Annotated in this window: 22 protein-coding genes and 1 pseudogene; 10 read left to right on the top strand and 13 right to left on the bottom strand. The window is 73.3% G+C overall.

The window, feature by feature from the left end:
• Positions 1-11: 11 nt before the first annotated feature.
• From M5362_RS12075 to M5362_RS12065, 3 genes and pseudogenes are all read right to left on the bottom strand, one after another.
• Positions 12-1,463 (bottom strand): annotated as a pseudogene (locus M5362_RS12075) (FtsX-like permease family protein); the annotation flags it as partial.
• Positions 1,464-1,511: 48 nt separating this feature from the next.
• Positions 1,512-2,297 carry an ABC transporter ATP-binding protein gene (locus M5362_RS12070; protein WP_260227451.1) on the bottom strand — a complete coding sequence of 262 codons (786 nt, stop codon included), beginning with the start codon at positions 2,295-2,297 and terminating at the stop codon, positions 1,512-1,514.
• Positions 2,294-2,575, bottom strand: coding sequence for an SHOCT domain-containing protein (locus tag M5362_RS12065; RefSeq protein WP_260227450.1), 282 nt, complete (start codon positions 2,573-2,575; stop codon positions 2,294-2,296). Before M5362_RS12065 ends, M5362_RS12070 begins: the two co-directional genes overlap by 4 nt.
• A 170-nt stretch (positions 2,576-2,745) precedes the next feature.
• Here M5362_RS12065 and M5362_RS12060 point away from each other — a divergent pair, with 170 nt between their 5' ends.
• Together M5362_RS12060 and M5362_RS12055 are read left to right on the top strand one after the other, a co-directional pair.
• Positions 2,746-3,318 carry a TetR/AcrR family transcriptional regulator gene (locus M5362_RS12060; RefSeq protein ID WP_260227449.1) on the top strand — a complete coding sequence of 191 codons (573 nt, stop codon included), beginning with the start codon at positions 2,746-2,748 and terminating at the stop codon, positions 3,316-3,318.
• Positions 3,319-3,348: 30 nt separating this feature from the next.
• Positions 3,349-3,945: a DUF4865 family protein gene (locus tag M5362_RS12055; protein ID WP_260227448.1), complete on the top strand. Its 597-nt coding sequence runs from the start codon at positions 3,349-3,351 to the stop codon at positions 3,943-3,945.
• Here the strand turns inward: M5362_RS12055 and M5362_RS12050 are convergent.
• Both M5362_RS12050 and M5362_RS12045 read right to left on the bottom strand, forming a co-directional pair.
• Positions 3,918-4,682 carry a cyclopropane-fatty-acyl-phospholipid synthase family protein gene (locus M5362_RS12050; protein WP_260227447.1) on the bottom strand — a complete coding sequence of 255 codons (765 nt, stop codon included), beginning with the start codon at positions 4,680-4,682 and terminating at the stop codon, positions 3,918-3,920. The genes M5362_RS12055 and M5362_RS12050 overlap by 28 nt on opposite strands.
• Before the next feature lie 204 nt (positions 4,683-4,886).
• Positions 4,887-6,113 (bottom strand): ROK family protein, encoded by a 1,227-nt coding sequence (locus tag M5362_RS12045; RefSeq protein WP_260227446.1) that lies wholly within the window; start codon positions 6,111-6,113, stop codon positions 4,887-4,889.
• A gap of 84 nt (positions 6,114-6,197) precedes the next feature.
• On the opposite strand from M5362_RS12045, the gene M5362_RS12040 reads away from it, so the two are divergent.
• The 3 genes from M5362_RS12040 to M5362_RS12030 all read left to right on the top strand — a co-directional run bounded on the left by M5362_RS12040 (position 6,198) and on the right by M5362_RS12030 (position 9,222).
• On the top strand, positions 6,198-6,839 hold the full coding sequence (locus M5362_RS12040; RefSeq protein WP_260227445.1) for an endonuclease: 642 nt from the start codon (positions 6,198-6,200) through the stop codon (positions 6,837-6,839).
• A 240-nt stretch (positions 6,840-7,079) separates the two neighbouring features.
• On the top strand, positions 7,080-8,306 hold the full coding sequence (locus tag M5362_RS12035; RefSeq protein ID WP_260227444.1) for an MFS transporter: 1,227 nt from the start codon (positions 7,080-7,082) through the stop codon (positions 8,304-8,306).
• 85 nt (positions 8,307-8,391) lie between these two features.
• Complete coding sequence (locus tag M5362_RS12030) at positions 8,392-9,222, top strand: maleylpyruvate isomerase family mycothiol-dependent enzyme (RefSeq protein ID WP_260227637.1); 831 nt, start codon at positions 8,392-8,394, stop codon at positions 9,220-9,222.
• A 63-nt stretch (positions 9,223-9,285) separates the two neighbouring features.
• Here M5362_RS12030 and M5362_RS12025 read toward each other — a convergent pair whose 3' ends face one another.
• The 3 genes from M5362_RS12025 to M5362_RS12015 all read right to left on the bottom strand — a co-directional run bounded on the left by M5362_RS12025 (position 9,286) and on the right by M5362_RS12015 (position 12,096).
• On the bottom strand, positions 9,286-9,951 hold the full coding sequence (locus M5362_RS12025) for a response regulator transcription factor (RefSeq protein WP_260227443.1): 666 nt from the start codon (positions 9,949-9,951) through the stop codon (positions 9,286-9,288).
• Complete coding sequence (locus tag M5362_RS12020; protein WP_374214446.1) at positions 9,948-11,186, bottom strand: sensor histidine kinase; 1,239 nt, start codon at positions 11,184-11,186, stop codon at positions 9,948-9,950. Before M5362_RS12020 ends, M5362_RS12025 begins: the two co-directional genes overlap by 4 nt.
• Positions 11,187-11,394: 208 nt before the next feature.
• Entirely contained in the window at positions 11,395-12,096 is a 702-nt protein-coding gene (locus M5362_RS12015; RefSeq protein ID WP_260227442.1) for a TetR/AcrR family transcriptional regulator, read from the bottom strand.
• A 166-nt stretch (positions 12,097-12,262) separates the two neighbouring features.
• On the opposite strand from M5362_RS12015, the gene M5362_RS12010 reads away from it, so the two are divergent.
• Positions 12,263-12,724, top strand: coding sequence for a nitroreductase family deazaflavin-dependent oxidoreductase (locus tag M5362_RS12010; protein WP_260227441.1), 462 nt, complete (start codon positions 12,263-12,265; stop codon positions 12,722-12,724).
• On the opposite strand, the gene M5362_RS12005 is transcribed toward M5362_RS12010, so the two are convergent.
• Entirely contained in the window at positions 12,708-14,261 is a 1,554-nt protein-coding gene (locus tag M5362_RS12005) for a geranylgeranyl reductase family protein (protein WP_374214445.1), read from the bottom strand. The two genes, M5362_RS12010 and M5362_RS12005, sit on opposite strands and share 17 nt — an antisense overlap.
• A gap of 157 nt (positions 14,262-14,418) precedes the next feature.
• On the opposite strand from M5362_RS12005, the gene M5362_RS12000 reads away from it, so the two are divergent.
• The gene (locus M5362_RS12000) at positions 14,419-15,783 is read left to right on the top strand and encodes a dipeptidase (protein WP_260227439.1); all 1,365 of its coding nucleotides are present in this window, start codon (positions 14,419-14,421) and stop codon (positions 15,781-15,783) included.
• Between the two features lie 69 nt (positions 15,784-15,852).
• On the top strand, positions 15,853-16,533 hold the full coding sequence (locus tag M5362_RS11995; RefSeq protein WP_260227438.1) for an MBL fold metallo-hydrolase: 681 nt from the start codon (positions 15,853-15,855) through the stop codon (positions 16,531-16,533).
• Between the two features lie 131 nt (positions 16,534-16,664).
• Here the strand turns inward: M5362_RS11995 and M5362_RS11990 are convergent, their stop codons facing one another.
• Positions 16,665-17,702: an NUDIX hydrolase gene (locus M5362_RS11990; protein WP_260227437.1), complete on the bottom strand. Its 1,038-nt coding sequence runs from the start codon at positions 17,700-17,702 to the stop codon at positions 16,665-16,667.
• 140 nt (positions 17,703-17,842) lie between these two features.
• Here M5362_RS11990 and M5362_RS11985 point away from each other — a divergent pair, with 140 nt between their 5' ends.
• On the top strand, positions 17,843-18,070 hold the full coding sequence (locus tag M5362_RS11985) for a hypothetical protein (protein WP_260227436.1): 228 nt from the start codon (positions 17,843-17,845) through the stop codon (positions 18,068-18,070).
• 228 nt (positions 18,071-18,298) lie between these two features.
• On the opposite strand, the gene M5362_RS11980 is transcribed toward M5362_RS11985, so the two are convergent.
• Positions 18,299-19,228, bottom strand: a complete 930-nt coding sequence (locus M5362_RS11980) for an ROK family protein (RefSeq protein WP_260227435.1) — start codon at positions 19,226-19,228, stop codon at positions 18,299-18,301.
• Between the two features lie 180 nt (positions 19,229-19,408).
• Between M5362_RS11980 and M5362_RS11975 the strand changes: the two genes are divergently transcribed.
• On the top strand, positions 19,409-20,392 hold the full coding sequence (locus M5362_RS11975; RefSeq protein WP_260227635.1) for a LacI family DNA-binding transcriptional regulator: 984 nt from the start codon (positions 19,409-19,411) through the stop codon (positions 20,390-20,392).
• Between the two features lie 100 nt (positions 20,393-20,492).
• Here the strand turns inward: M5362_RS11975 and M5362_RS11970 are convergent, their stop codons facing one another.
• Positions 20,493-21,791, bottom strand: a complete 1,299-nt coding sequence (locus M5362_RS11970; RefSeq protein WP_260227434.1) for an HpcH/HpaI aldolase/citrate lyase family protein — start codon at positions 21,789-21,791, stop codon at positions 20,493-20,495.
• Positions 21,792-21,943: 152 nt separating this feature from the next.
• Positions 21,944-22,906, bottom strand: a complete 963-nt coding sequence (locus M5362_RS11965) for an electron transfer flavoprotein subunit alpha/FixB family protein (protein ID WP_260227433.1) — start codon at positions 22,904-22,906, stop codon at positions 21,944-21,946.
• Between the last annotated feature and the right edge of the window lie 17 nt (positions 22,907-22,923).

Raw genomic sequence — 22,923 nt, 5'->3', positions numbered from 1 at the left:
CGGTCGCGGGGTCACTCCGTCGCGATCGCCCGCAGCACGTCCAGGCGGGCCGCCCTGCTCGCCGGGCGCCAGGCCGCCACCGCGCCGGCGGCGACGCCGACCAGGGCGACGATCGCAAGGTGCAGCGGAGGGACGGCGAAGGCGAACGCGCTGTCGCTCGCGCCGTCCGACGCCCTGACGAGGACCCAGCCGAGGAAGCCTCCGAGCGCGAGGCCGCCGACGGTGCCGAAGGCGGCGACGAGGACGGACTCCCATCGGACCATGGACCTGAGCTGGGCCCTGGTCTGTCCGACCGCGCGCAGCAGGCCGAGTTCACGGGTGCGCTCGTGGACCGCGAGGGTCAGCGTGTTGGCGATTCCGAGCAGGGCGATCAGGACGGCGAACGCGAGCAGCGCGTAGACGAGGGTGAGCATCATGTCGATGCCTCCGGCGGACGACTCGGCGTACTCCTCACGCGTCTGCACCTCCGGGTTGCCGTACGTCGCGGCGACGTCCTTCACGGCGGCCGTGCCCGCCTCCGGCGTGACTCCGTCCTCGAAGCTCACGGCGACGAGGGTGTGGGAGTCCTGGGCGCGGTGCGGGGCCCAGGCCTCGCGGGTGACGACGTAGTCCCCGGCCAGTTCGGACTGTTCGTAGACGGCCTTGACGGTGAAGGTGTGCCGGCTGCCGTCGGTGAAGGCCAGTTCGGTGGTGCTGCCCGGCGTGAGGCCGGACTTGTCCGCCTCGGTGTCGGCGACGGCGATGCCGTCCGTGCCGAGTCCGTCCAGAGATCCCTGTACCTCCCCGAGGTCGAAGGAGCGGGCGAGCGCGGTCGGGTCGGTGACGGTCAGGGCCCGGCCCTCGCCGTCGATCTCGGCCACGCCCTGACCGAGCCCGACGGCCGTCTCGACCTCGGGCAGCGCCGCGAGCGCCGGGGCGAGCCGCGGACTGAGCCCGCTGCCTCCGGCGCCGAACGCCGGCGTGCTGACGGCCACGTCACCGGCGAACGAGCGGGAGACCGTCTGGTCCATGGTCGCCTTCAGCGAGGCGCCGAAGACCGTGAAGAGCGAGACGACGGCGACGCCGATCATCAGCGCGGTGGCGGTCGCTGCGGTCCGCCTGGGGCTGCGCAGGGCGTTGCGCCGGGCGAGGCCCCGGTTGACCCCGCGCAGCGGCCCGCCGAGGATCCGTACGGCGTTCGAGGCGGCCACCGGGCCGAGGGCGACGAACGCGGCGAGCGCGAGCACGGCTCCCGCGGAGGCGAGCCACAGGGACGGGTCCGCGAGGACGCCGGTGAGAACGGCGGCGACGGCGGCGAGCAGCAGGCCGGTGCCTGCCAGGGCCCGTACGCGCGAGGCGCCCGACTCGTCCACGGCGGTCTCGCGCAGCGCGGCGAGCGGCGCGGTCCGCCCCGCCCTCAGGGCGGGCAGCAGGGCCGAGCCGACGCAGACGACGAGTCCGACGGCGAAGGGCAGCGCCATCGCGCCGCTTGGGGGCGCGGAGCGCGGAGAGGCTGAGCTTCAGGGAGGCGTTCATGACGGCGCCTCGGTCCGCGACCTGCCGTCGAAGGCCTTCATGCGGTCCAGGACGCGTTCGGCGGTCGGCGCCGCCATGCGGTCGACGAGCCGTCCGTCGGCGAGGAAGACCACCTCGTCGGCGTGGGCGGCGGCGACCGGGTCGTGGGTGACCATGACGACCGTACGGCCGGTCTGCCGGACGGCGCGGCCGAGCAGCCGCAGTACCTCCTCGCCGGAGCGGGAGTCGAGGTTGCCGGTCGGCTCGTCGGCGAAGACGACGTCGGGCGTGCCGGCGAAGGCCCGGGCGACGGCGACGCGTTGCTGCTGGCCGCCGGAGAGCTGACCAGGCCGGTGGTGGAGCCGGTCGCGCAGCTTGACGGTATCGATGAGTGCGTCCAGCCACTCCTGGTCCGGGACGGTGCCGGCGAGGTCCAGAGGCAGGGTGATGTTCTCGGCGACGGTGAGGGTGGGCAGCAGGTTGTACGCCTGGAAGACGAACCCGATCCGCTCGCGGCGCAGCAGCGTCAGCCGCCGGTCGTCGAGCGCGGACAGGTCGGTGTCGCCGATGAACGCGGAGCCGGAGGTGAGGCTGTCGAGACCGGCCGAGCAGTGCATGAGGGTGGATTTTCCGGAGCCCGAGGGGCCCATGATCGCGGTGAAGCGGCCGGCCGGGAAGTCGACGCTCACCCCGTCCAGGGCCCTGACTTCGGTGTCCCCGCCGCCGTAGACCTTGACGGCGTCCACGACCCGGGCGGCGGTACGGGCCGTGGACGGGAGGGTCTCGGGGGTGGTGACTGTCATGACGTACGCCCCTTGGGGCCTGTGGTGCGGCCGAACTGCTCCTCCAGGACGGTCAGACGGCGCCAGTACTCGTCCTCGTCGATCTCGCCGGCCGCGAACCGGCGGCCGAGGAGCGCGATCGGCGACTGCTCGTCGTGGCCGGGACGCGGGCCGGGGCCGCGCCTGCCGCGCCATCCGGTGCGGCGCACCACGGTGACCACGGTGAGGATCACGGCCGCCCAGACGAGGGGGAAGAACAGGACCCACGGGCCGGGGCCCGCGTGGGCGAGGGTGTTCATGTCTCTCAGCTCCTCGTGCGCATGTGTCGCGTATGCCGATGTCTTGAGCCTCGCCCCGGGAGGGGGCCCGGGTCGTCGTACGGCCAGCGGCTTCGTGCGTACGACGTGGGGAGTACAGAGCCTTCTGCCGGGCGTAGACCTCTGTACCTACTGGTATGTACACTCGCCGCATGACGACGTCCGAGCGACTGATCGAGGCCACCCGTGAGCTGCTCTGGGAGCGCGGCTACGTGGGGACGAGCCCGAAGGCGATCCAGCAGGCCGCCGGGGCGGGGCAGGGAAGCATGTACCACCACTTCGCCGGGAAGCCGGATCTGGCGCTCGCCGCGATCCGCCGCACCGCGGAGGAGATGCGGGCGACGGCCGAGGGCGCGTTGAACGGTGGCGGGTCCGCGTACGCGCGCGTGGAGGCGTATCTGCTGCGCGAGCGAGCGGTGTTGCGCGGCTGCCCGGTCGGCCGGCTGACGATGGACCCGGACGTCATGGCGAGCGAGGAACTGCGCGCGCCGGTCGACGAGACCCTGGACTGGCTGCGCGGGCGGCTCGCCGGAATCGCCCAGGAAGGCCTGGACAGCGGCGAGTTGGCGGGCCCCCTGGATCCGGCCGAGCTGGCGGCCACGATCGTCGCGACCGTGCAGGGCGGCTATGTGCTGGCCCGGGCCTCCGGCTCCCCCGCCGCCTTCGACACGGCCGTCCGCGGCCTGCTCTCCCTGCTGTCGCCCCGTACCTCCCGTACCTCCTGAGCACGCGCCAGAGAAATCCGGAGACTTCCGATGCACGCGATGCAGTACGAGATCACCCTTCCCGCCGACTACGACATGGAGATCATCCGCAGGCGCGTCGCGACCAGGGGACATCTGCTCGACGACTTCGCCGGGCTCGGCCTCAAGGCGTATCTGATCCGGGAGCGCGAGGACGGATCACCGGTCGACCAGTACGCGCCGTTCTACCTCTGGGCGACTCCGGAAGGCATGAACTCCTTCCTCTGGGGCCCCGGTTTCCAGGGGATCGTGAACGACTTCGGACGGCCGGTGGTGCAGCACTGGACGGGGCTCGCGTACGAGGAGGGCCCGGCGTCCGGGTCCGTGCCGCGGACCGCGACGCGTCGCAGGGTCCGGCTCGGGGACGCCGAGGCTCCGGCCGAGGCCGTGGCGGAGGCGCTCGCCCGGCACGCGCGCGTGGCCCGTACGGACGGCGTGGTGGCGAGCGCGCTCGCCATCGACCCCCGCCACTGGGAGCTGCTGTTCTTCACCCTCTGGGCGGAGGGGGCCGAGCCGCCGGCCGGAGCGGACGATCGTTTCCAGGTGCTCCACGTGTCCGCGCCGGAACGGGCGTCGCTGGGTCAGCCGACCGGCACGAGGGTCAGATAGGCGATACCGAGGACGTCGCGGTAGCCGTTCAGCCAGGACGACCGCTGGCGGTCGACGCGGTCCCGGGTCTCGGCGGCGAGCGGGTGGTCGGGGTGGGCGGCGAGCCAGACCTCCGTCTCGTGACGGTAGCCGGACTCGAACTCCTCCCACTCCTCGCGGCTCGCGGACTCGATCCACGCGGGCCGGAAGCCCGCCTCGATCGCGAGGTCCACGAGCGCCCCGAGGCGGAGGTGGTCGCCGGTCTTCGCCCCGGGCCACATCCCGGCGAGCTCCTGGTCGGTCGGGGTGCGCTCCCAGAACCCCTCACCGAGGACGACCCGGCCGCCGGGCCGTACGAGGCGGCGCAGCTCGCGCAGGGCGGCGGCCGGGTCGTGGGGCTGCTCCGGGTCGCAGAGGGCCTGGCTGGAGCCGAGGCAGAGGATCGCGTCGACGGGCCCGCGGGTGGTGCCGAGCGCCGACTCCTCCACGAAGGTGACGCGCTCGGCGAGACCGCGCGCCTTCGCGAGGCCCCGGCCCCTGGCCAGGTCCTCGGCGTTGATGTCGATGCCGACACCGGTCGACCCGGGTACGGCCTCCAGGACGCGGAGCAGCAACTCGCCCCAGCCGCACCCGATGTCGAGCACGGTGGCCGGCGAGGCGTCGGCGACGCGCTCGATCATGCGGGTCGCGCGGTCTCGGGAGAGCGGCCCGTGGAAGGTCAGGCTGCCGAGGCGGGGAGGAAGATCGGAATCAGTCATGGGGCGGAACGTTAGTTCGTCCCGACCCGTCTGCCGACCTAATTTGCGGACAGGGGAACGTCAGGCCGCTGCCTTTCCCAGAGCGGCCGGCGGAACGTCAGACGTCTTGTCTTCCCTGGGCGGCCGGCGGAACGTCAGACGCCTAGCTACCCAGGGCGGCCGGAACGTCAGACCCCCTGCCTTCCCAGGGCGGCCGGCGGAACGTCAGGCCCCTTGCCTTCCCAGGGCGGCCAGTGGGTCGTCCAGGACCGGCTGCCAGGCCAGTTCCGCCGCGCCCACCAGGCTGTTGTGGTCGAGGGTGCAGGCGAGGATCGGCACTCCGCCACTGCGCCCCCACAGGCTACGGTCGGCGACGACCGCGCGCAGGCGGTCCGGGTCGGCGTCGAGCAGCTCGCGGTGCAGACCGCCGAGGATGATCCGGTCCGGGTTGAGGATGTTCACCAGGCCCGCGAGGCCGAGCCCCAGACGGTCGATCAGCTCCTCCGTCGCGGCCCGCACACCGGGGTCGTCGGGGCTCGTGCGGAGCAGGTCGCGGGACTGCTGGAGCAGCGACACCTCGGGCCCCGGGTCGCGGCCCGCCACGGTGAGGAAGGCGAGCGGGTCGGTCTCGACGTCGAGGCAGCCGCGGCTGCCGCAGTGGCACGGCCGGCCCTCGGGGTTGACCGTGACGTGCCCGACCTCCAGGGCGAGACCCGAACTGCCGGTGTGCAGGCGCCCGTCGAGGACGAGGGCGCCGCCGACGCCCCGGTGGCCGGTGGCCACGCACAGCAGGTCCCTGGCGCCGCGGCCCGCGCCGTGGCGGTGCTCGGCGAGGGCGGCGAGGTTGACGTCGTTGCCGGTGAAGGCGGGCCCTTGGATCCCGGCCGCCCTGACGCGTTCGGCGAAGATCTCCCGTACCGGCGCACCGGCCGGCCAGGCGAGGTGGAGCGGATTGAGGGCGGTGCCCTCGGGTTCGGCGACGGCCGAGGGGGCGGCGAGGCCGGCTCCTACACAGCGGCGCCCGCTCTCGTGGAGCAGGGCGGCTCCGGCGTCGACGACGGCGCCGAGCACCTGGGCGGGGTCGGCGGAGACGGTGACGCAGCCGGGCGCGGTGGCGACGATCGTGCCGCCGAGACCGACGAGCGCGGCACGGAATCCGTCGGCGTGGACCTGGGCGGCGAGGGCGACGGGGCCCTTCTCGTCGACGGCGAGCCGGTGCGAGGGGCGGCCCTGGGAACCGGCGGCGGCGCCCGGGTTGGAGTCGACGCGGATCAGGCCGAGCGCTTCCAGTTCGGCGGCGACGGCGCCGGCGGTGGCACGGGTGACGCCCAGTTCGGCGGTGAGCACGGCACGGGTCGGCGCACGGCCCGTGTGCACCAGTTCCAGCGCGGGCCCGAGCGCGCCGCGCCCTCTGTCCAGCCGTGTCTTGGTCGTGGTCGCCTTGCCGTTCATGGGGGCGAGTCTCCCATGATCGGACGGTGTGCCGGTTTGCGCGGTCCGGGTCCGGGTAGCGGCGCGGCGTGATCGGGAGGTGTCATGACGCGCTCCGGAACGACGGCCCGTGTGCGGGATCTGCTGGAGGAGGAGAGTTCCCGGACGTACGCGCAGGAGGCCGGCATACGACTGAAGGACACCCCGCAGCCGTTGTACCAGCTGCTGGTCCTGGCCCATCTGCTGAGCGCCAGGATCCGCGCGGAGACGGCCGTCGCGGCGGCGGAGGCACTGTTCGACGCGGGGATGCGCACGCCGCGGCGCATGCGCGAGGCGAGCTGGCAGCAGCGGGTGGACGCGCTGGGCGAGGGCGGCTACCGGCGGTACGACGAGCGCACGGCGACGCAGCTCGGCGAGGAGGCCGAACTCGTTCTGGCGAAGTACGGCGGTGATCTGCGCCGGATGCGGGAGGCGGCGCACGGCGACGTGGACGAGCTGCGCTCGGCACTGCAGGAGATCCCCGGTATCGGCCCGGCAGGGGCGGACATCTTTCTGCGCGAAGCCCAGGGAATCTGGCCGGAACTGGCCCCCTACCTCGACGAACGCGTCCTGGAGGGCGCCCGCCGCACGGGCCTGCCCACCGACCCCGCCGCTCTGGCCCGCGCCGTGCCCCGGGAGGAGCTGCCGGTCGTGGCGGCGGCCCTGGTCCGCGCCTCGGTGGGCCGGGCTTCGGGGGCAGAGTCCTGATCGATCGAACCCTGAGCAGTCCCTGAGCAGTCCCTGAGCGGCCCCTGAGCAGTCCCTCAGCAGCGGTCCCTGATCGGTCCCTGAGCAGCGGTCCCTGATCGGCCCTGATCGAGCCTAGTCGGCCACCCCTGATCGGTTCATCGCCGCCCGTCCGCGTCCACGCGGCCCCGGCCGGGCGCGTGGCCGACCCCCACCGGTCGGCAGGTTGAAATCCGTACGGCTCGCCCCTATCCTGAGTTTGTGCCGCTACTAAACAAAGTACGGACGGCCGTTCCGGGGGGCCCCGGCGGAGACACCGCCTCCTCCCTGTCCCGCCTCCGCTCCGCCCTGACCCTCTTCTTCGCCCTCGACGGTTTCCTTTTCGCCGGCTGGGTCGTCCGCATCCCCGCCATCAAGCAGCAGACCGGCGCCTCCGCCAGCGACCTCGGGCTCGCGCTGCTCGGGGTGTCGGCCGGCGCCGTGGTCACCATGACCCTGACGGGGCGGCTCTGCCGACGCCACGGCAGCCACGCCGTCACCGTCGCCACGGCAGTGCTGCTCTCACTCTCGATCGCCCTGCCGGCCCTCACCCGTTCCCCGCTCGCCCTCGGCCTCGTCCTGCTCGTCTTCGGCGCGGCGTACGGCGGCATCAACGTGGCGATGAACAGCGCCGCCGTCGACCTCGTCGCCGCGCTGCGCCGCCCCGTGATGCCCTCCTTCCACGCGGCGTTCAGCCTCGGCGGGATGCTCGGCGCGGGTCTCGGCGGGCTGGTCGCCGGAGGCGTGTCCCCCACGGCGCACCTGCTCGGTCTGACGGTGGTCGGGCTTCTCCTGACGGCCGTCGCCGGTCCCGTACTGCTCCGGCAGCCGTCCCCCGCCCCTCCGGAGGCGACCCCGGCCGCCGAGCGGCGCCGGGGCAGGACCGGCTCGCGCGGACTGGTCGTCGTCTTCGGGATCATCGCGCTCTGCACGGCGTACGGCGAGGGTGCCCTGGCCGACTGGGGCGCCCTCCACCTGGAACAGGACCTCGACGCGCACCCCGGCGTCGCGGCCGCCGGCTACGCCCTCTTCGCGCTGACGATGACCGTCGGCCGACTGTCGGGCACCGCCCTGCTCGAACGCCTCGGCCAGACCCGCACCCTCGTCGCGGGCGGGGCGACGGCCGCCGCCGGCATGCTGCTCGGCGCGCTCGCCCCGAGCGTCTGGGCCGCCCTGCTCGGCTTCGCGGTGACCGGGCTCGGCCTGGCCAACATCTTCCCCGTCGCCGTGGCCCGGGCGGGCGCGCTGGCCGGCCCGAGCGGCGTGGCCACCGCCTCCACCCTCGGCTACGGCGGCATGCTGCTCGGCCCGCCCTCCATCGGCTTCCTGGCCGACTGGTTCTCCCTGCCCTTCGCCCTCACCACCGTCGCCGTCCTCGCGGCCGGCGCCGCGCTGATCGGGTACGCGGTCCGGAACGCACAGGCCTCTCCGACAGGTGGAGCAGCCTGATTCCGGCGGGGCGCCGGGTCCTGGCCGGCGGTGGGAATCCGCCGCGCCTCCGGGCCTCCCCTGGAAGAATCGCCGTGTGGAGATCATGACGATCGACGAGCACATCGCCGCCCTGGCCACGGCGGGCCGGGCGCTGGCGGAGACCGCGGCCGAGGCCGGCTCGGACGCCGAGGTGGCGACCTGTCCGGGCTGGCGGGTACGGGATCTCCTGCGGCACACGACGATGGTGCACCGCTGGGCGACGGGCTTCGTCGCCGAGCGGTACACCTCCTACCACCCCGACGACGGCGAGCCGGATCTCGACGGAGAGGCGCTCCTCGCCCACTTCCGCGAGGGTCATGTCCGACTCGTCGACGCCCTGCGCGCGGCTCCCGAGTCCCTGGAGTGCTGGACGTTGATGGCCGCCCCCTCCCCGCTGGCCTTCTGGGCGCGGCGGCAGGCGCACGAGACGGCCGTCCACCGCGCGGACGCCGAGTCCGCCCTGCCGGACCGGCACCCGGGACCGGTGGACCCCGCACTCGCCGCTGACGGGATCGACGAGCTGCTGCGCGCCTTCCACGCCCGCGAGCGCAGCCGGGTGCGTACACCGGAGCCGCGGATCCTGCGCGTACGGACCACCGACACCGGTGACGTGTGGACCGTACGGCTGTCACAGGATCCGCCCCGCACGGAACACGACACTAAGGAACACGGCACTACGGAACATGGGACTACGGAACACGGCACTACGGGACGGGGCGAGACGGGCCGCGGCAAGGGCGGTCTTCCCGTCACCGCGGACTGTGAGATGACCGGCCCCGCCGACCGCCTCTATCTGACGCTCTGGAACCGGCTTCCCGAGGGCGCGGTCGACGTGGCGGGTGACGCGTCGCTGGCCCGGATCTGGCGGGAGAATTCGGCGATCACCTGGTCGTGAAGGTCCGGGGGGCCGGGGACCGCCGGAATCCGCCTCCGCGTGGCCCGTGACGTCGTACGGTCGTCAGCCCAGCCAGCCGGGGCGTACCAGGCCCGACTCGTAGGCCAGGACGACCAGTTGGGCGCGGTCGCGGGCGCCGAGCTTCACCATGGTGCGGCTCACGTGGGTCTTGGCCGTGAGCGGGCTGACGACGAGACGCCGGGCGATCTCCTCGTTCGACAGACCGATGCCGACCAGGGCCATCACCTCCCGTTCCCGCTCGGTGAGTTCGTCGAGGCCGGACCCCGCGGCCAGGGGCTTGGAGCGGGCCGCGAACTCCTCGATGAGCCGCCGCGTCACGCCCGGCGAGAGCAGGGCGTCGCCGTCGACGACGGCGCGCACGGCCCGTACCAGCTCCTCGGGTTCGGTGTCCTTGACGAGAAAGCCCGAGGCACCCGCGCGGATGGCCTCGAAGACGTACTCGTCGAGTTCGAACGTGGTCAGCATGACCACCTTCACCGCTCCCAGACCGGGGTCCCCGGTGATCCGGCGGGTGGCGGCGAGACCGTCGAGCACGGGCATGCGGATGTCCATGAGGACGACGTCCGGGCGGAGTTCGCCCGCCTTGCCCGCCGCCTCCTCTCCGTCGGCGGCCTCCCCCGCCACCTCGATGTCCGGCTGGGCGTCCAGGAGCGCGCGGAAGCCCGCCCGTACCAGCGACTGGTCGTCGGCGAGCAGCACACGGATCACGGCGTCTCCTTCGGTCGGACGGGGAGGACGGCGCGCACCCGGAAACCGCCGTCCTCGCGGGTGCCCGCCTCGATCGTGCCACCGAGGCCTCCGGCCCGCTCCCGCATTCCGGCGAGACCGTTGCCGCTGCCACCGGCGTCGCCGCCGGTCGCGGGTCCGTCGTCGTCGACACGGAGCTCCAGGACGCCGGGCAGGTAGCGGATCGTGACGCGCGCGGCGCGGGACCCCGAGTGGCGGACCACGTTGGTCAGCGCCTCCTGAACGATCCGGAAGGCCGCCAGGTCGGCGCCGGGCGGAAGCGCCACGGGCGCGCCCTCCGTCGTGGTCTCCACGGTCAGCCCGGCGGACGCCGCCTGCTCGACGAGCTCGGGGAGCCGGTCGAGGCCGGGCGCGGGGGTGCGCGGGGCCTCGCCCGGGGCGCGCAGGGTGTCGAGCACCTGACGGACCTCCCCCAACGCTTCCTTGCTCGCCGCCTTGATGGTGGTCAGCGCGGCGCGGGCCTGCTCGGGGTCGCTGTCGAGCAGGGCGAGGCCGACGCCGGCCTGCACGTTGATGACGGAGATCGAGTGGGCGAGGACGTCGTGCAGCTCCCGGGCGATCCGCAGCCGTTGCTCGTCGGCACGGCGCCGCTCGGCCGCGGCGCGTTCGGCGCGCTGCTGCGCCCACTGCTCGCGGCGGACGCGGACCAGCTCGGAGGCGGCGAGGATCGCGATGACGAAGCAGGCGACCGGGATCTCCTGGCCCCACGGCGCGGCGGAGTCGCCGTCCGGGGGGAGGTGGGCATAGAGCCAGTGCGCGATGAGCAGATGCCCCGCCCACACCAGCCCCAGCGCCCACCAGGCCGCCCGCCGGTGGCCCTGCACGATCGCCGCGAAGCAGGCCACGGCGACGAGGAGGAAGACCGGACCGTACGGGTAGCCGGCGGCGAAGTACCCGAGGGTGACGGCCGACGTCGCGAAGACCACCGGGACCGGGTGGCGGTGGCGCAGCAGGAGCAGCGCGGAACCGAGGAGCAGCAGCCCGCGGCCGAGGGCATCCAGGGACTCCCGGTCCGGCTGGTTCCTCGCCGCGAACCCGGAGCCCACCATCACGAAGACGGCGAGGAGGAGGGTGGACCGCCAGGGCAGCCCGTCGCCCGGCTCGCGATCGGCCCAGCGCAGCGCCCACGGCGGACCGCCGCGCGCCCGGAGCGGATCGCCTGGCCCCTGACCGCGCTGTTCTTCCATGTCCGCCACGCTAGACGCGGTCGGACCCGATCGGCGTCAGCCCGGCGTGGTGATCACGCGTACTCCCGTGGGAGTAGAACGACCGGGCCCTCCGCGGGCCGGAACGGGCGAGGCCGTCCGGCCGGTCACGGGCGGGTCCGCCGCCGGGCGGTCACGGGTGGGGCCGGCCGGTCACGGGTGGAACCGACCGGTCACGGGCGAAGCCGTCCGGCCCGGGTCACGGGCGGGGCAGGAGGCCGATGTCGCGGCCGAGGCGGGCGGCGGTCGCCGTGAAGAACTCGTCCCGTTCCTCGACGATCCGGTGGAACTGGCCGAACACCTCGAAGGAGACAAGCCCGAAGAGCTGCGACCAGGCGGCGACCAGGGCGACGACGAGTGCGGGCGGCAGGTCGGGGGCCAGATCGGCGGCCATACGCTCCGCCTCGGGCCGCAGCTCTCCGGGGAGCGGCGGCGGGGCGACGCCGTCGGCGGTGAAGGCGTCGCGGGCGATGGTGATGAGGACCAGTCCGACGCGGGAGGCCGGGCCGATGGTGTCCTGCGGGGCGGAGTAGCCGGGGACCGGTGAGCCGTAGATCAGGGCGTACTCGTGGGGATGGGCGAGGGCCCAGGTACGGACGGCCCGGCAGACGGCCGTCCAGCGGGCGAGGTGGTCGCCGCCCCGGGCCTCGGCGGCGGCCAGGGCCTCCTCCGCCGCCCCGCCGACGGCGTCGTACGCGTCGACGATGAGGGCGGTGAGGAGGTCGTCGCGGCTGGGGAAGTACCGGTAGAGCGCCGACGACACCATGCCGACCTCGCGGGCGACGGCACGCAGGGAGAGCTTGGCGGCACCTTCGGCGGCGAGCTGGGCGCGGGCCTCGTCCTTGATGGCGGCGGTGATCTCGATGCGGGCGCGGGCACGGGCTCCTTGAACGCTGGTCATGGAGATCAGTGTGCCACCTTCCCGGAGCACTGCACTGAAACGAGAGCATCGGATCAAAGCGAGAGCATCGCAGCGAAACGAGAGCGGTGCTCTTGCTTCGGATCGCCGATCCGTGCACACTGATCTCAAGCGAGAGCAGTGCTCACAGTTTCCTTCGGAGGATGCCATGTCCGCTCAGCCCAGCGCCCACGTCATGAAGCCCGGCTGGTTCACGGTGAACGTACTCAACCGGAGCGTCGCGTGGATGACCCGCCGGGGCATCAGCGTCTGGGGCTCCCGCGTCCTCGCGGTGCGCGGCCGCAAGAGCGGTGAATGGCGCACCACGCCCGTCAACCTGCTCACTCTGGACGGCGCCCAGTACCTGATGGCGCCGCGCGGCCACGTCCAGTGGACCCACAACATGCGCGTGGCCGGCGGCGGCGAGCTGCGCCTGGGCAAGCACGCGCAGCCCTTCACCGCCGTGGAGCTGACCGACGACGAGAAGCCCGCTCTCCTCCGCGCCTACCTGAAGCGGTGGAAGGCGGAGGTCGGCATCTTCTTCGGCGGGGTCGGTCCGGACTCCACCGACGCGGAGCTGCGCGCGATCGCCCCCAAGCACCCGGTCTTCCGGATCACTCCGACCGCTTGACCCCGGAATCCGGCACGTCAGGCGCGTCAGGCGCGTCCGAGGCGTCAGGTGCGTCCGCCACGCCCGACGCATCCGCCCCGCCCGGCGCATCCGGCGCCGACACGTCCGACGCGTCCGGCGCCGACACGTCCGCTGCGTCCGATGCGGCGTCCAACGCGTCCGATGCGTCCGCCGGGCCCGACAGATCCGAGGCGCCCGACACCCCCACCGCACCCGTCAGCTCGGCCGGATCCGAGACATCCGCGTCAGCCGACGTCGGGCCCGACTGGGCCGCGCCCCGGAGCGTCATGCCGTCGGTCGGCGCCATCCGGCGGTCCAGGACGTCGAGCGCCCGCCGCGCGATGCCGTTCGACCGGACGAGACCGGCAAGGGTGGTCGAGCCGCGGGTGATGTCCGTGAACGCGTTCCACGCCGGACGCAGACCGGTGATCGTCGCGTGCAACAGCCCCGGCCGACGCTCGAACAGCGCGAGCATCCGCCGCCCGACCGCCATCTCGACGCCCAGCCCCGCCTTGATGGCGAAGGCGTAGTTCAGCGCCTGACGGCGCGCGTCGACGGCGTCGTTCGCCTCGGCGATCCGTACCGCCCACTCCCCCGCGAGCCGGCCCGAGCGCAGCGCGAAGGAGATACCCTCCCGCGTCCACGGCTCCAGGAGCCCCGCCGCGTCACCGCAGACCAGCACCCGGCCGCGCGACAGCGGCGAGTCGTCGCTACGGCAGCGCGTCAGGTGCCCGGAGGAGATGGCCGGCTCGAAGCCCGCGAGCCCGAGCCGGGCGATGAAGTCCTCCAGATAGCGCTTGGTGGCCGCACCCTCGCCACGCGCCGAGATGACGCCGACGGTGAGCGTGTCGCCCTTGGGGAAGACCCAGCCGTAGCTGCCGGGCATCGGGCCCCAGTCGATGAGGACCCGCCCCTTCCAGTCCTCGGCCACCGAGGCCGGAACGGGGATCTCGGCCTCCAGCCCCAGGTCCACCTGGTCGAGCTTCACGCCGACGTGAGCTCCTATCCGGCCCGCGCTGCCGTCCGCTCCGACGACCGCCCTGGCCAGGACCGTCTCGCCGTCCGCGAGGACGACGGCGACGGTGCGCCGGTCCGGCACGGCCGGGCCGTGCTGCTCGACCCGGGAGACGGTGACTCCCGTACGGAGCTCCGCGCCCGCCTTCTGCGCCTGCTCGACGAGACCCGCGTCGAACTCGGGCCGGTTGACCAGCCCGAAGAGCATCCGGCGCGAGCGGCGCGTCCGGGCGAAGCGTCCGTTCAGGGAGAAGGTCACGGCGTGCACCCGGTCCTGCAGGGGCAGTTCGAAACCGGGCGGGAGCGAGTCCCGCGAGGGGCCGATGATGCCGCCGCCGCAGGTCTTGTACCGCGGCAGTTCGGCCTTCTCCAGGAGCAGCACACGGCGTCCGGCGACCGCGGCCGCGTACGCCGCGGAAGCGCCTGCCGGACCGGCGCCCACGACCACCACGTCCCATACGGTCGTGGCCTGCTCCGACTTTTCCGCGCGTACCTCTTCGGCGTCTGCGTTCTCGCTGCTCACGATGGGCTTCTGCTCCTGATCCGGCCGATGATCCAAGTCTCCGGGCATCCTACGGCGCGGCCTTCCGGGCCCCGCGCCGTAGGATCGGCGATGCGTTCGCCGTACAACCGACATACGGCAACGTCCTTACAACGTCGCACCCACCAGGAGCGTGCCCATGACCGCGAATCCGATAGCCGAGACCGTCGCCGGCCTCATGCCCCGCGCCAAGGCGGAGCTCACGGAGCTCGTGGCCTTCGAATCGGTGGCGGACGAGGCCGTGGCTCCGCGGAGCGAGTGCGAAGGGGCCGCGAACTGGGTGGCGGACGCGCTGCGCGCCGAGTCCTTCCAGGACGTGGCGCTGCTCGACACCCCCGACGGTTCGCAGTCGGTGTACGGCGTACTGCCGGGCCCGGTCGGCGCGCCGACCGTCCTCCTCTACGCGCACTACGACGTGCAGCCCAAGCTGGACGAGTCGGCGTGGGTCACTCCGCCGTTCGAGCTGACGGAGCGCGAAGGGCGCTGGTACGGGCGGGGCGCGGCCGACTGCAAGGGCGGGTTCATCATGCACCTGCTCGCGCTGCGCGCCCTGAAGGCGAACGGCGGTGTTCCCGTCACGGTCAAGATGATCGTGGAGGGTTCGGAGGAGCAGGGAACGGGCGGTCTGGAGCGGTACGCCGAGGCGCACCCGGAGCTCCTCACCTCCGACGCCATCGTGATCGGTGACACCGGCAACTTCCGGCTCGGTCTGCCGACGGTCACCGCGACCCTGCGCGGCATGACGATGATCCGGGTCCAGATCGACACCCTCGAAGGCAACCTGCACTCCGGCATGTTCGGCGGTGCCGCGCCCGACGCGCTGGCCGCGCTGATCCGGGTCCTGGACACGCTGCGCGCCGAGGACGGCTCGACGGTCATCGACGGTCTGCCGGCCGACGCGGTGTGGGACGGTCTGCAGTACCCGGAGGACGACTTCCGCGCGGACGCGAAGGTCCTGGCGGGCGTCGGCCTGCCGGGCAACGGCACCGTGGCCGACCGTATCTGGGCCCGTCCGGCCGTCACCGTCATCGGCATCGACTGCCACCCGGTGGCGGGCGCGACGCCGTCGATCCCGTCGACGGCGCGGGCGCAGATCAGCCTGCGGGTCCCGCCGGGCCAGGACGCGTCCGAGGCGACGAAGCTGCTGTACGCGCACATCGAGAAGCGTGTGCCGTGGAACGCCCGGGTCTCCTTCGAGCAGGTCGGCCAGGGCCAGGCGTTCCGGGCGGACGTCACCAGCCCGGCGTACGTCTCGATGGCGGAGGCGATGGGGGTCGCGTACCCCGGGCAGGAGATGCAGACCTCGGGCATGGGCGGCTCGATCCCGCTCTGCAACACACTGGCGTCGCTCTACCCCGAGGCGGAGATCCTGCTCATCGGTCTCAGCGAGCCGGAGGCGCAGATCCACGCGGTGAACGAGTCGGTGTCGCCGGAGGAGCTGGAGCGCCTCGCGGTGGCGGAGGCGCACTTCCTGGTGAACTACGCCCGCTCGAAGCAGGGTTAAGCGTTCGGCGAAGCTCGCCGAGAGCGTAGAACCGTACGGCGGGCCTGCGGGGATCCGTAGGTTCGCCGTATGGAACTCAGTGAGATCACCCCGCGACTGCACATGCTGCACTTCTCGATCGGCCAGGCCTATCTGTGGCGGGACGACGAGGAGTTGACCCTGATCGACGCCGGCTGGGCGGGCTCGGCGGACGAGATCGAGACGGGGCTACGGGGAGTGGGCCTGGACCCGGCCCGTATCCGCCGGATCGTGCTCACCCACTGCCACCGCGACCATGTGGGCTCCGCGCAGGAGCTGGCCGACCGGTTCGGCGCGAGGATCCTGGCCCACCGCCTCGACGCCCCGGTGATCCGGGGGGAGGCCCCGGTTCCCGACCCCGACCTGCTCGACTGGGAGCGCCCGCTGTACGAGAACGGGCTGACCGTGCCCGAGGCGCCGCCCACCCGGGTCGACCACGAGGTGGAGGACGGCGAGGAGCTGGGCTTCGGCGACGGGGCGGTGGCCGTCCACATCCCGGGGCACACGGCCGGTTCGATCGCGGTCCATCTTCCGCGGCACGACGTCCTGTTCACCGGCGACACGGTTGCCTCGGTGCAGGGCGTGACCTTCGGTGTGATGCATGTGGACCGCGAGCGGGCGATGGAGTCGATGCGGCGGCTGGCGGAGCTGAAGCCCCGGGTGCTGTGCTGCGGCCACGGGGACCCGGTGACGGACGACCCGGCCCGCCAACTGGCCGAAGCGGCCCGCTAGGGGACGCCGTGCGCACGAGCGGGACCCGGCGGGCGGGCACAGGCCGCACGACATGCGAGGGATGCCGTGGGCACGGGCGGGCATGGGCCGCACGGCATCCCCCGGGGCGGCGTGGCTCGGGTTCGTCCCGGTCAGCCGACCGGTACGCCGGCCTCCAGGTTGAGGACGGTGCCTCGTTCGCGGGCCCGCAGGGCCCAGCGGAGGCGGCGGTAGCGGACCGGGGGCAGGAGTTCGGCGGCCTCGTCCTCCGTGACGAAGCGCCAGCCGCGCAGTTCGGCGCCGGGGAGCAGGAGCCGGTCCGCGTCGGCCGCGGGGAGCCGTCCGCCGTCGAAGAGGAGGCGCAGACCTCCGTAGCCGGGGGGCTGGGGCCGTTCCCAGTCGACCAGCAGGAGTCTGGGTACGGCGTCGAGTTCGATGCCTATCTCCTCGGCGACCTCGCGCATGCCCGCGCGGGCGGGCGGCTCCCCGGGTTCGACGACGCCTCCGGGGAACTCCCAGCCGGGCTTGTACGTGGGGTCGACGAGGAGGAAGCGGTCCTCTTCGTCGAAGAGCAGGACGCCGGCGGCGAGCGTCTCACCGGTGGGTTCGGGCGTCTGGACGATCCCGCACGGGGCGGCGAGGCCGGCGTTGACGGCCTCGGCGACAGCGGCCGCGGCCTCGACGGGCGAGAGCGTGGAGTTGTCGACGGTGTAGGCGTCGCCGGACAGCCAGCCCAGCGCGGTACGGAAGGGCTCGACGTGGTCGTGACACCACTGGCGGGCGCGCTCGGCGCCCTCCTTGTCCTCCTCGAACGCCGCGCGGCTGTCGATCCGCGTCCGCAGGATCGTTTCATCTGGAGCGAGCAGCACATGCCGGACCTCGATCCGCCGCGCCGCGAGACCACCGAAGATCTCGTCGCGGTACTCCTGCCGCGTCAGCGTCATGGGGACGACGAGGACACCGCCCACCTCGGCGAGCAGGGCGGCGGCGGTGTCGACCACCATGCGGCGCCACATCGGCAGGTCCTGGAAGTCGTCCACCTCGTCGAGCCGCTTCCGGGGCAGGAGCCGGCACAGTGTGCCGCCGGTGAGCTCGGGGTCGTACAGGGTGCTGTTCGGGATCAGCTCGACCAGCTCGCGCGCGGTGCTGGACTTGCCCGCGCCGAACGCACCGTTGATCCAGACGATCACGATTCCCCCTCTTCGGTAGCCCTCAGTGGCTTGCCCGCAACACCCTGCCATGGAAACCCCCGGCGCGAACGCCCGTGCGGGCGGTGCGTAACACTTCGGTACGGACCGTCGTTGGACCGGCGAGGCAAGGGGGTGCGGAGATGAGCCGTACGGTATTGCAGAGGTTCCCCGCGGGTGGCCCACGAGGCAGCTGGCCCGCCGAGGAGTTCGCGAGCGCGCGCCGGGACGAGGGGCTTCCGGCGGAGGTCGTGATGGACCTGGAGTCCGACACGTTTCTGGTGGTCGTACGACAGCGGGCGGCGGAGACGGCGAGGCCGGTCGTGGGAGCGGTGGTGAGGGCAGGGGCGGGGACGGCGGTGAGGATATGACCGCGCGCCGGGCGAACCGCCTCCAGGCCGCGCGCCGGGCGACTCTGCCTCCAGGCCGACCGCGCCCGGCGGTCCGGCGCCCGGCGGCCCGCCCGTCAGCAGCCGACTGCGCCCGGCGACCCGCCGTCAGGCGCACTCCGTCCGGTGACCTCCAGCCGCCGGTGCCTTCAGGCCGACCGCACCCGGTGACCCGCCCGTCAGCAGCCGACTGCTTCCGGTGACCCGCCGTCAGGCGACCTTGCGGGCCGCCGCCGCGGCGCCGAGGAGGCCCGCGTCCGTGCCGGTGAGCGCCGGGACGACGGCGAGGTCCCGGACGAACGAGAGTGTGGCGTACTCCCGCAGGCTGCTCCGCAGCGGCTCGAAGAGCACGTCGCCCGCGCCCGCCACCCCGCCGCCCACGACGGCGATGTCGATCTCGACCAGCGTCGCCGTGGCGGCGATCCCCGCCGCGAGCGCCCGTGCGGCGCGCTCGAACGACGCGACGGCGACCGGCTCCCCGGCCTGCGCGGCTGCTGCCACCGCGGCCGCGGAGGTGTCGCCGTCGGGACCCGGCCGCCAGCCGTTCTCCAGGGCGCGCCGCGCGATCTGCGGCCCGCTGGCGATGCGTTCGACGCAGCCGCGCCCGCCGCAGGCGCACAGGTCGCCGTCCAGGTCCACGCTGATATGGCCGATGTGGCCCGCGTTGCCGGTGGGGCCGGGGTGTACCCGGCCGTCGAGCACCAGACCTCCGCCGACACCCGTCGAGACGACCAGGCAGAGCGCGTTGTCGTGGCCACGGGCCGCGCCCTGCCAGTGCTCGGCGGCCGTCATCGCGACACCGTCGCCGACGAGCGTCACCGGCCGCCCGCCGGAGACCCGGTGGACCCGCTCGACCAGCGGAAAGCCGCGCCAACCGGGGACGTTGACCGGGCTGACCGTACCGGCCGAGGCGTCCACCGGGCCCGCGCTGCCGATGCCGACCGCGTGCGCCGAGTCCCACAGGGGCGAGGCCGCCAGGTCGTCGAGCACCGACTCGACCGCCCGCATCACCGTCTCGCCGTCCTCCCGGGCGGGAGTGGGCCGCTGCACCCGTACGAGAATGCCGCCGGCGCCGTCCACCAGCGCGCCGGCGATCTTGGTGCCCCCGAAGTCCAGGGCGGCAACGAGGTCAGTCTGCATGTGCGCGGTGTCTCCAGAGAGCCGAGAGCGTGTAGATCGCTGTGACGTACAGTCTCTCTTGCCCTGACAACGTTGTCCAGGGCCTATGCTCGGACGAGACGGAGACGACACCGAGGAGATTCGCGCACTGTGGCCGACACCGCCCGCCGCCCCGAGCACCGCTACGGCAATCGGCCCACGATGAAGGACGTCGCCGCCCTGGCGGGCGTCGGACTCAAGACGGTCTCCCGTGTCGTCAACGGCGAGCCGGGAGTCACCCCCGACACCGAACGCCGCGTGCAGGAGGCCATCGACTCGCTCGGCTTCCGGCGCAACGACAGCGCGCGCGTGCTGCGCAAGGGCCGTACCGCGTCCGTGGGGCTGGTCCTCGAAGACCTCGCCGACCCGTTCTACGGTCCGCTCAGCCGCGCCGTGGAGGAGGTCGCCCGGGCTCACGGGGCCCTGCTGATCAACGGATCCAGCGCGGAGGACCCGGACCGCGAGCAGGAGCTGGCGCTCGCGCTCTGCGCCCGCCGGGTCGACGGACTCATCGTCATCCCGGCCGGTTCGGACCACCGCTACCTCGAACCGGAGATCAAGGCCGGTGTCGCCACCGTCTTCGTGGACCGTCCGGCGGGCCGGATCGACGCCGACGTCGTCCTGTCGGACAGCTTCGGCGGTTCGCGCGACGGCGTGGCGCACCTGATCGCCCACGGGCACCGCCGGATCGGCTTCATCGGCGACCAGCCGCGCATCCACACGGCGACGGAGCGGCTGCGCGGGTACCGGGCGGCGATGGAGGACGCGGGACTGGCCGTCGACCCGTCGTGGGTCTCGCTGGGGCCGACGGGTCCTGACCGGGTACGGGAGGCGGTGGCGGCGATGGTCTCCGGCCCGGAGCCGGTCACGGCGCTCTTCGCGGGCAACAACCGGGTCACGGTCACGGCGGTCCGCGCACTGGCCGGCCGCGCGCACCCGGTGGCCCTCGTGGGGTTCGACGACATCGAACTCGCCGACCTGCTCGGCATCACCGTGATCGCCCAGGACGCGGCGGCCCTGGGCCGCACGGCGGCGGAGCGGCTCTTCCGCCGCCTGGACGGATTCGACGACGAGCCCGCCCGTGTCGTCCTGGACACCCGGCTGATCCCCCGCGGATCGGGGGAGATCCCGCCACCGCCCGCGTAACCGGAACGGCGGCGAGGCCGGGCAGGTCGGCGACCTGCCCGGCCTCGGTCTTGATAGATCCAGCGGCCTGTGGCGGTGATGTGCGGGGGGCTGCGGATCGTTACTGCGCCGTGGCCGTCAGGTCGCCCCGGCGCGGGGCCGCGAAACGGTCGAGGTCGGCGCGGGTCAGGCCGGTGAGGGCGTCGACCTCGGCGGTGTCGAGGGCGCCGCAGTCGATGCCGCGCAGGAGGTAGGAGCTGAGCGCCTTGGCGGTGGCGGGCTCGTCCATCACGTCGCCGCCCGCGTGGTTGGCGTAGGCCGAGAGGCGCTTGGCGGCGGCCTCGAAGCCCTCGCGGTAGAACGCGAAGACGGCGGCGTAGCGGGTCGGGATGTGGCCCGGGTGCATGTCCCAGCCCTGGTAGTAGGCGCGGGCCAGGGCGCGGCGGGTGAGGCCGTAGTGCAGGCGCCAGGCCTCGTGGACGTGCTCGGTGGGGCCGACCGGGAGGACGTTGGTGGAGCCGTCGGAGACCCGTACGCCGGTGCCCGCGGCGGCGACCTGCATGATCGCCTTGGCGTGGTCGGCGGCCGGGTGGTCGCTGGCCTGGTAGGCGGCGGAGACGCCCAGGCAGGCGCTGTAGTCGAAGGTGCCGTAGTGCAGTCCGGTCGCGCGGCCCTCGGCGGCGCCGATCATGCGGGCGACGGCGGCGGTGCCGTCGGTGGCGAGGATGGACTGGCTGGTCTCGATCTGGATCTCGAAGCCCAGACGGCCGGCGTCCAGGCCGTGGGCCTTCTCGAAGGCCTCCAGGAGCCGGACGAAGGCGGAGACCTGCTCGGGGTAGGTGACCTTGGGGAGGGTGAGGACGAGGCCGTCGGGCAGTCCGCCGTGCTCCAGGAGGCCGGTGAGGAAGATGTCGGTGGTGCGGATGCCGCGGTCGCGTACGGCGGCCTCCATGCACTTCATCCGGATGCCCATGTACGGGGCGGCCGTGCCGTTCGCGTACGCCTCCGAGATCAGCCGGGCGGCGCGGGCGGCGTCAGCGTCTTCGGCTGCCCCGCCCTGGCCCGCGTAGCCGTCCTCGAAGTCGACCCGCAGGTCCTCGATGGGCTCGCGCTCCAGCTTGGCCCGCACGCGGCCGTACACGTCCTCGGCGAGGCCGTCGGAGAGGCCGAGGACCGCCGCGAAGGAGGCGGCGTCCGGGGCGTGCTCGTCGAGTGCGGCGAGCGCCTGGTCGCCCCAGGAGCGGATGGTTCCGGCGTCGAAGAGGTTGCCGGGGACGTAGACGGTGTGGACGGGCTGGCGGGTGCCCGGGTCGCCCGGGTAACGCCGGTCGAGTTCGGCGTCCACCGCCGCGAGGGAGGCGCTGATGCCCTCGCTGACCGCTCCGGCGAGGCTCGTCGACACCTTCTCCTGCTGACCCATCCCACATCCTCCTGTTTTCCGCTGCACGGAATCAACAATCCGTATAGCGAAGTTAGTAGTCCGTCGGGACCCGCGTCAATGGGTGTCCGAAACGGCCGGGGGCCGCGTGGTGATGATCACCACGCGGCCCCCGGACCGAACAGAACCGCAGGTCAGCCCTTGCGGGTCTTGATCTCCTCGGTCAGCTGCGGGACGACGTCGAAGAGGTCGCCGACCACGCCGTAGTCGACGAGGTCGAAGATCGGGGCCTCGGCGTCCTTGTTGATGGCCACGATGGTCTTCGAGGTCTGCATACCCGCGCGGTGCTGGATCGCACCGGAGATGCCGGAGGCGATGTACAGCTGCGGCGAGACGGACTTGCCGGTCTGGCCGACCTGGTTGGAGTGCGGGTACCAGCCGGCGTCGACGGCGGCGCGGGAGGCGCCGACGGCCGCGCCGAGCGAGTCGGCGAGCGCCTCGATGACGGCGAAGTTCTCGGCGCCGTTGACGCCACGTCCGCCGGAGACCACGATCGCGGCCTCGGTCAGCTCCGGGCGGCCGGTCGACTCGCGCGGGGTGCGCGAGGTGACCTTGGTGCCGGTGGCCTGGGCCGAGAAGGTGACGGCGAGCGCCTCGACGGCGCCGGCGGCCGGAGCGGCCTCGACGGGGGCCGAGTTCGGCTTGACCGTGATGACCGGGGTGCCCCTGGAGACACGGGACTTGGTGGAGAAGGAGGCGGCGAACGCGGACTGCGTCGCGACCGGGCCCTCGTCACCGGCCTCCAGGTCGACGGCGTCGGTGATGATGCCGGAGCCGATGCGGACCGCGAGACGGGCCGCGATCTCCTTGCCCTCGGCGGAGGACGGCACGAGCACGGCGGCCGGGGAGACCACCTCGTACGCGGCCTGCAGCGCGTCGACCTTCGGGACGACGAGGTAGTCGGCGAACTCGGGGGCGTCGGCCGTGAGGACCTTCACCGCGCCGTGCTCGGCGAGGGCCGGGGCGGTGGCCTCGGCACCGGCACCCAGCGCGACGGCGACGGGCTCGCCGATGCGGCGGGCCAGCGTCAGCAGCTCCAGGGTGGGCTTGCGGACGGCACCGTCGACGTGGTCGACGTAGACGAGAATCTCAGCCATGGGGATTCAATCTCCTG

The organism is Streptomyces sp. Je 1-79 (assembly GCF_025195125.1).
GTDB lineage: Bacteria > Actinomycetota > Actinomycetes > Streptomycetales > Streptomycetaceae > Streptomyces.
The sequence above is the reverse complement of the archived record's forward strand: the minus strand, read 5'-3'. Positions and strand labels throughout refer to the sequence as shown.

Coding starts and splice junctions, on each gene's coding strand:
- M5362_RS12065 (WP_260227450.1), bottom strand. CDS start 2,575: ATGAACACCCTCGCCCACGCGGGCCCCGGCCCGTGGGTCCTGTTCTTC.
- M5362_RS11980 (WP_260227435.1), bottom strand. CDS start 19,228: ATGCAGACTGACCTCGTTGCCGCCCTGGACTTCGGGGGCACCAAGATC.
- M5362_RS11970 (WP_260227434.1), bottom strand. CDS start 21,791: ATGGGTCAGCAGGAGAAGGTGTCGACGAGCCTCGCCGGAGCGGTCAGC.
- M5362_RS12010 (WP_260227441.1), top strand. CDS start 12,263: ATGTCCGCTCAGCCCAGCGCCCACGTCATGAAGCCCGGCTGGTTCACG.
- M5362_RS12070 (WP_260227451.1), bottom strand. CDS start 2,297: ATGACAGTCACCACCCCCGAGACCCTCCCGTCCACGGCCCGTACCGCC.
- M5362_RS11965 (WP_260227433.1), bottom strand. CDS start 22,906: ATGGCTGAGATTCTCGTCTACGTCGACCACGTCGACGGTGCCGTCCGC.
- M5362_RS12040 (WP_260227445.1), top strand. CDS start 6,198: ATGACGCGCTCCGGAACGACGGCCCGTGTGCGGGATCTGCTGGAGGAG.
- M5362_RS11975 (WP_260227635.1), top strand. CDS start 19,409: ATGAAGGACGTCGCCGCCCTGGCGGGCGTCGGACTCAAGACGGTCTCC.
- M5362_RS12045 (WP_260227446.1), bottom strand. CDS start 6,113: ATGAACGGCAAGGCGACCACGACCAAGACACGGCTGGACAGAGGGCGC.
- M5362_RS12030 (WP_260227637.1), top strand. CDS start 8,392: ATGACGATCGACGAGCACATCGCCGCCCTGGCCACGGCGGGCCGGGCG.
- M5362_RS12050 (WP_260227447.1), bottom strand. CDS start 4,682: ATGACTGATTCCGATCTTCCTCCCCGCCTCGGCAGCCTGACCTTCCAC.
- M5362_RS12055 (WP_260227448.1), top strand. CDS start 3,349: ATGCACGCGATGCAGTACGAGATCACCCTTCCCGCCGACTACGACATG.
- M5362_RS12015 (WP_260227442.1), bottom strand. CDS start 12,096: ATGACCAGCGTTCAAGGAGCCCGTGCCCGCGCCCGCATCGAGATCACC.
- M5362_RS11995 (WP_260227438.1), top strand. CDS start 15,853: ATGGAACTCAGTGAGATCACCCCGCGACTGCACATGCTGCACTTCTCG.
- M5362_RS11985 (WP_260227436.1), top strand. CDS start 17,843: ATGAGCCGTACGGTATTGCAGAGGTTCCCCGCGGGTGGCCCACGAGGC.
- M5362_RS12060 (WP_260227449.1), top strand. CDS start 2,746: ATGACGACGTCCGAGCGACTGATCGAGGCCACCCGTGAGCTGCTCTGG.
- M5362_RS12000 (WP_260227439.1), top strand. CDS start 14,419: ATGACCGCGAATCCGATAGCCGAGACCGTCGCCGGCCTCATGCCCCGC.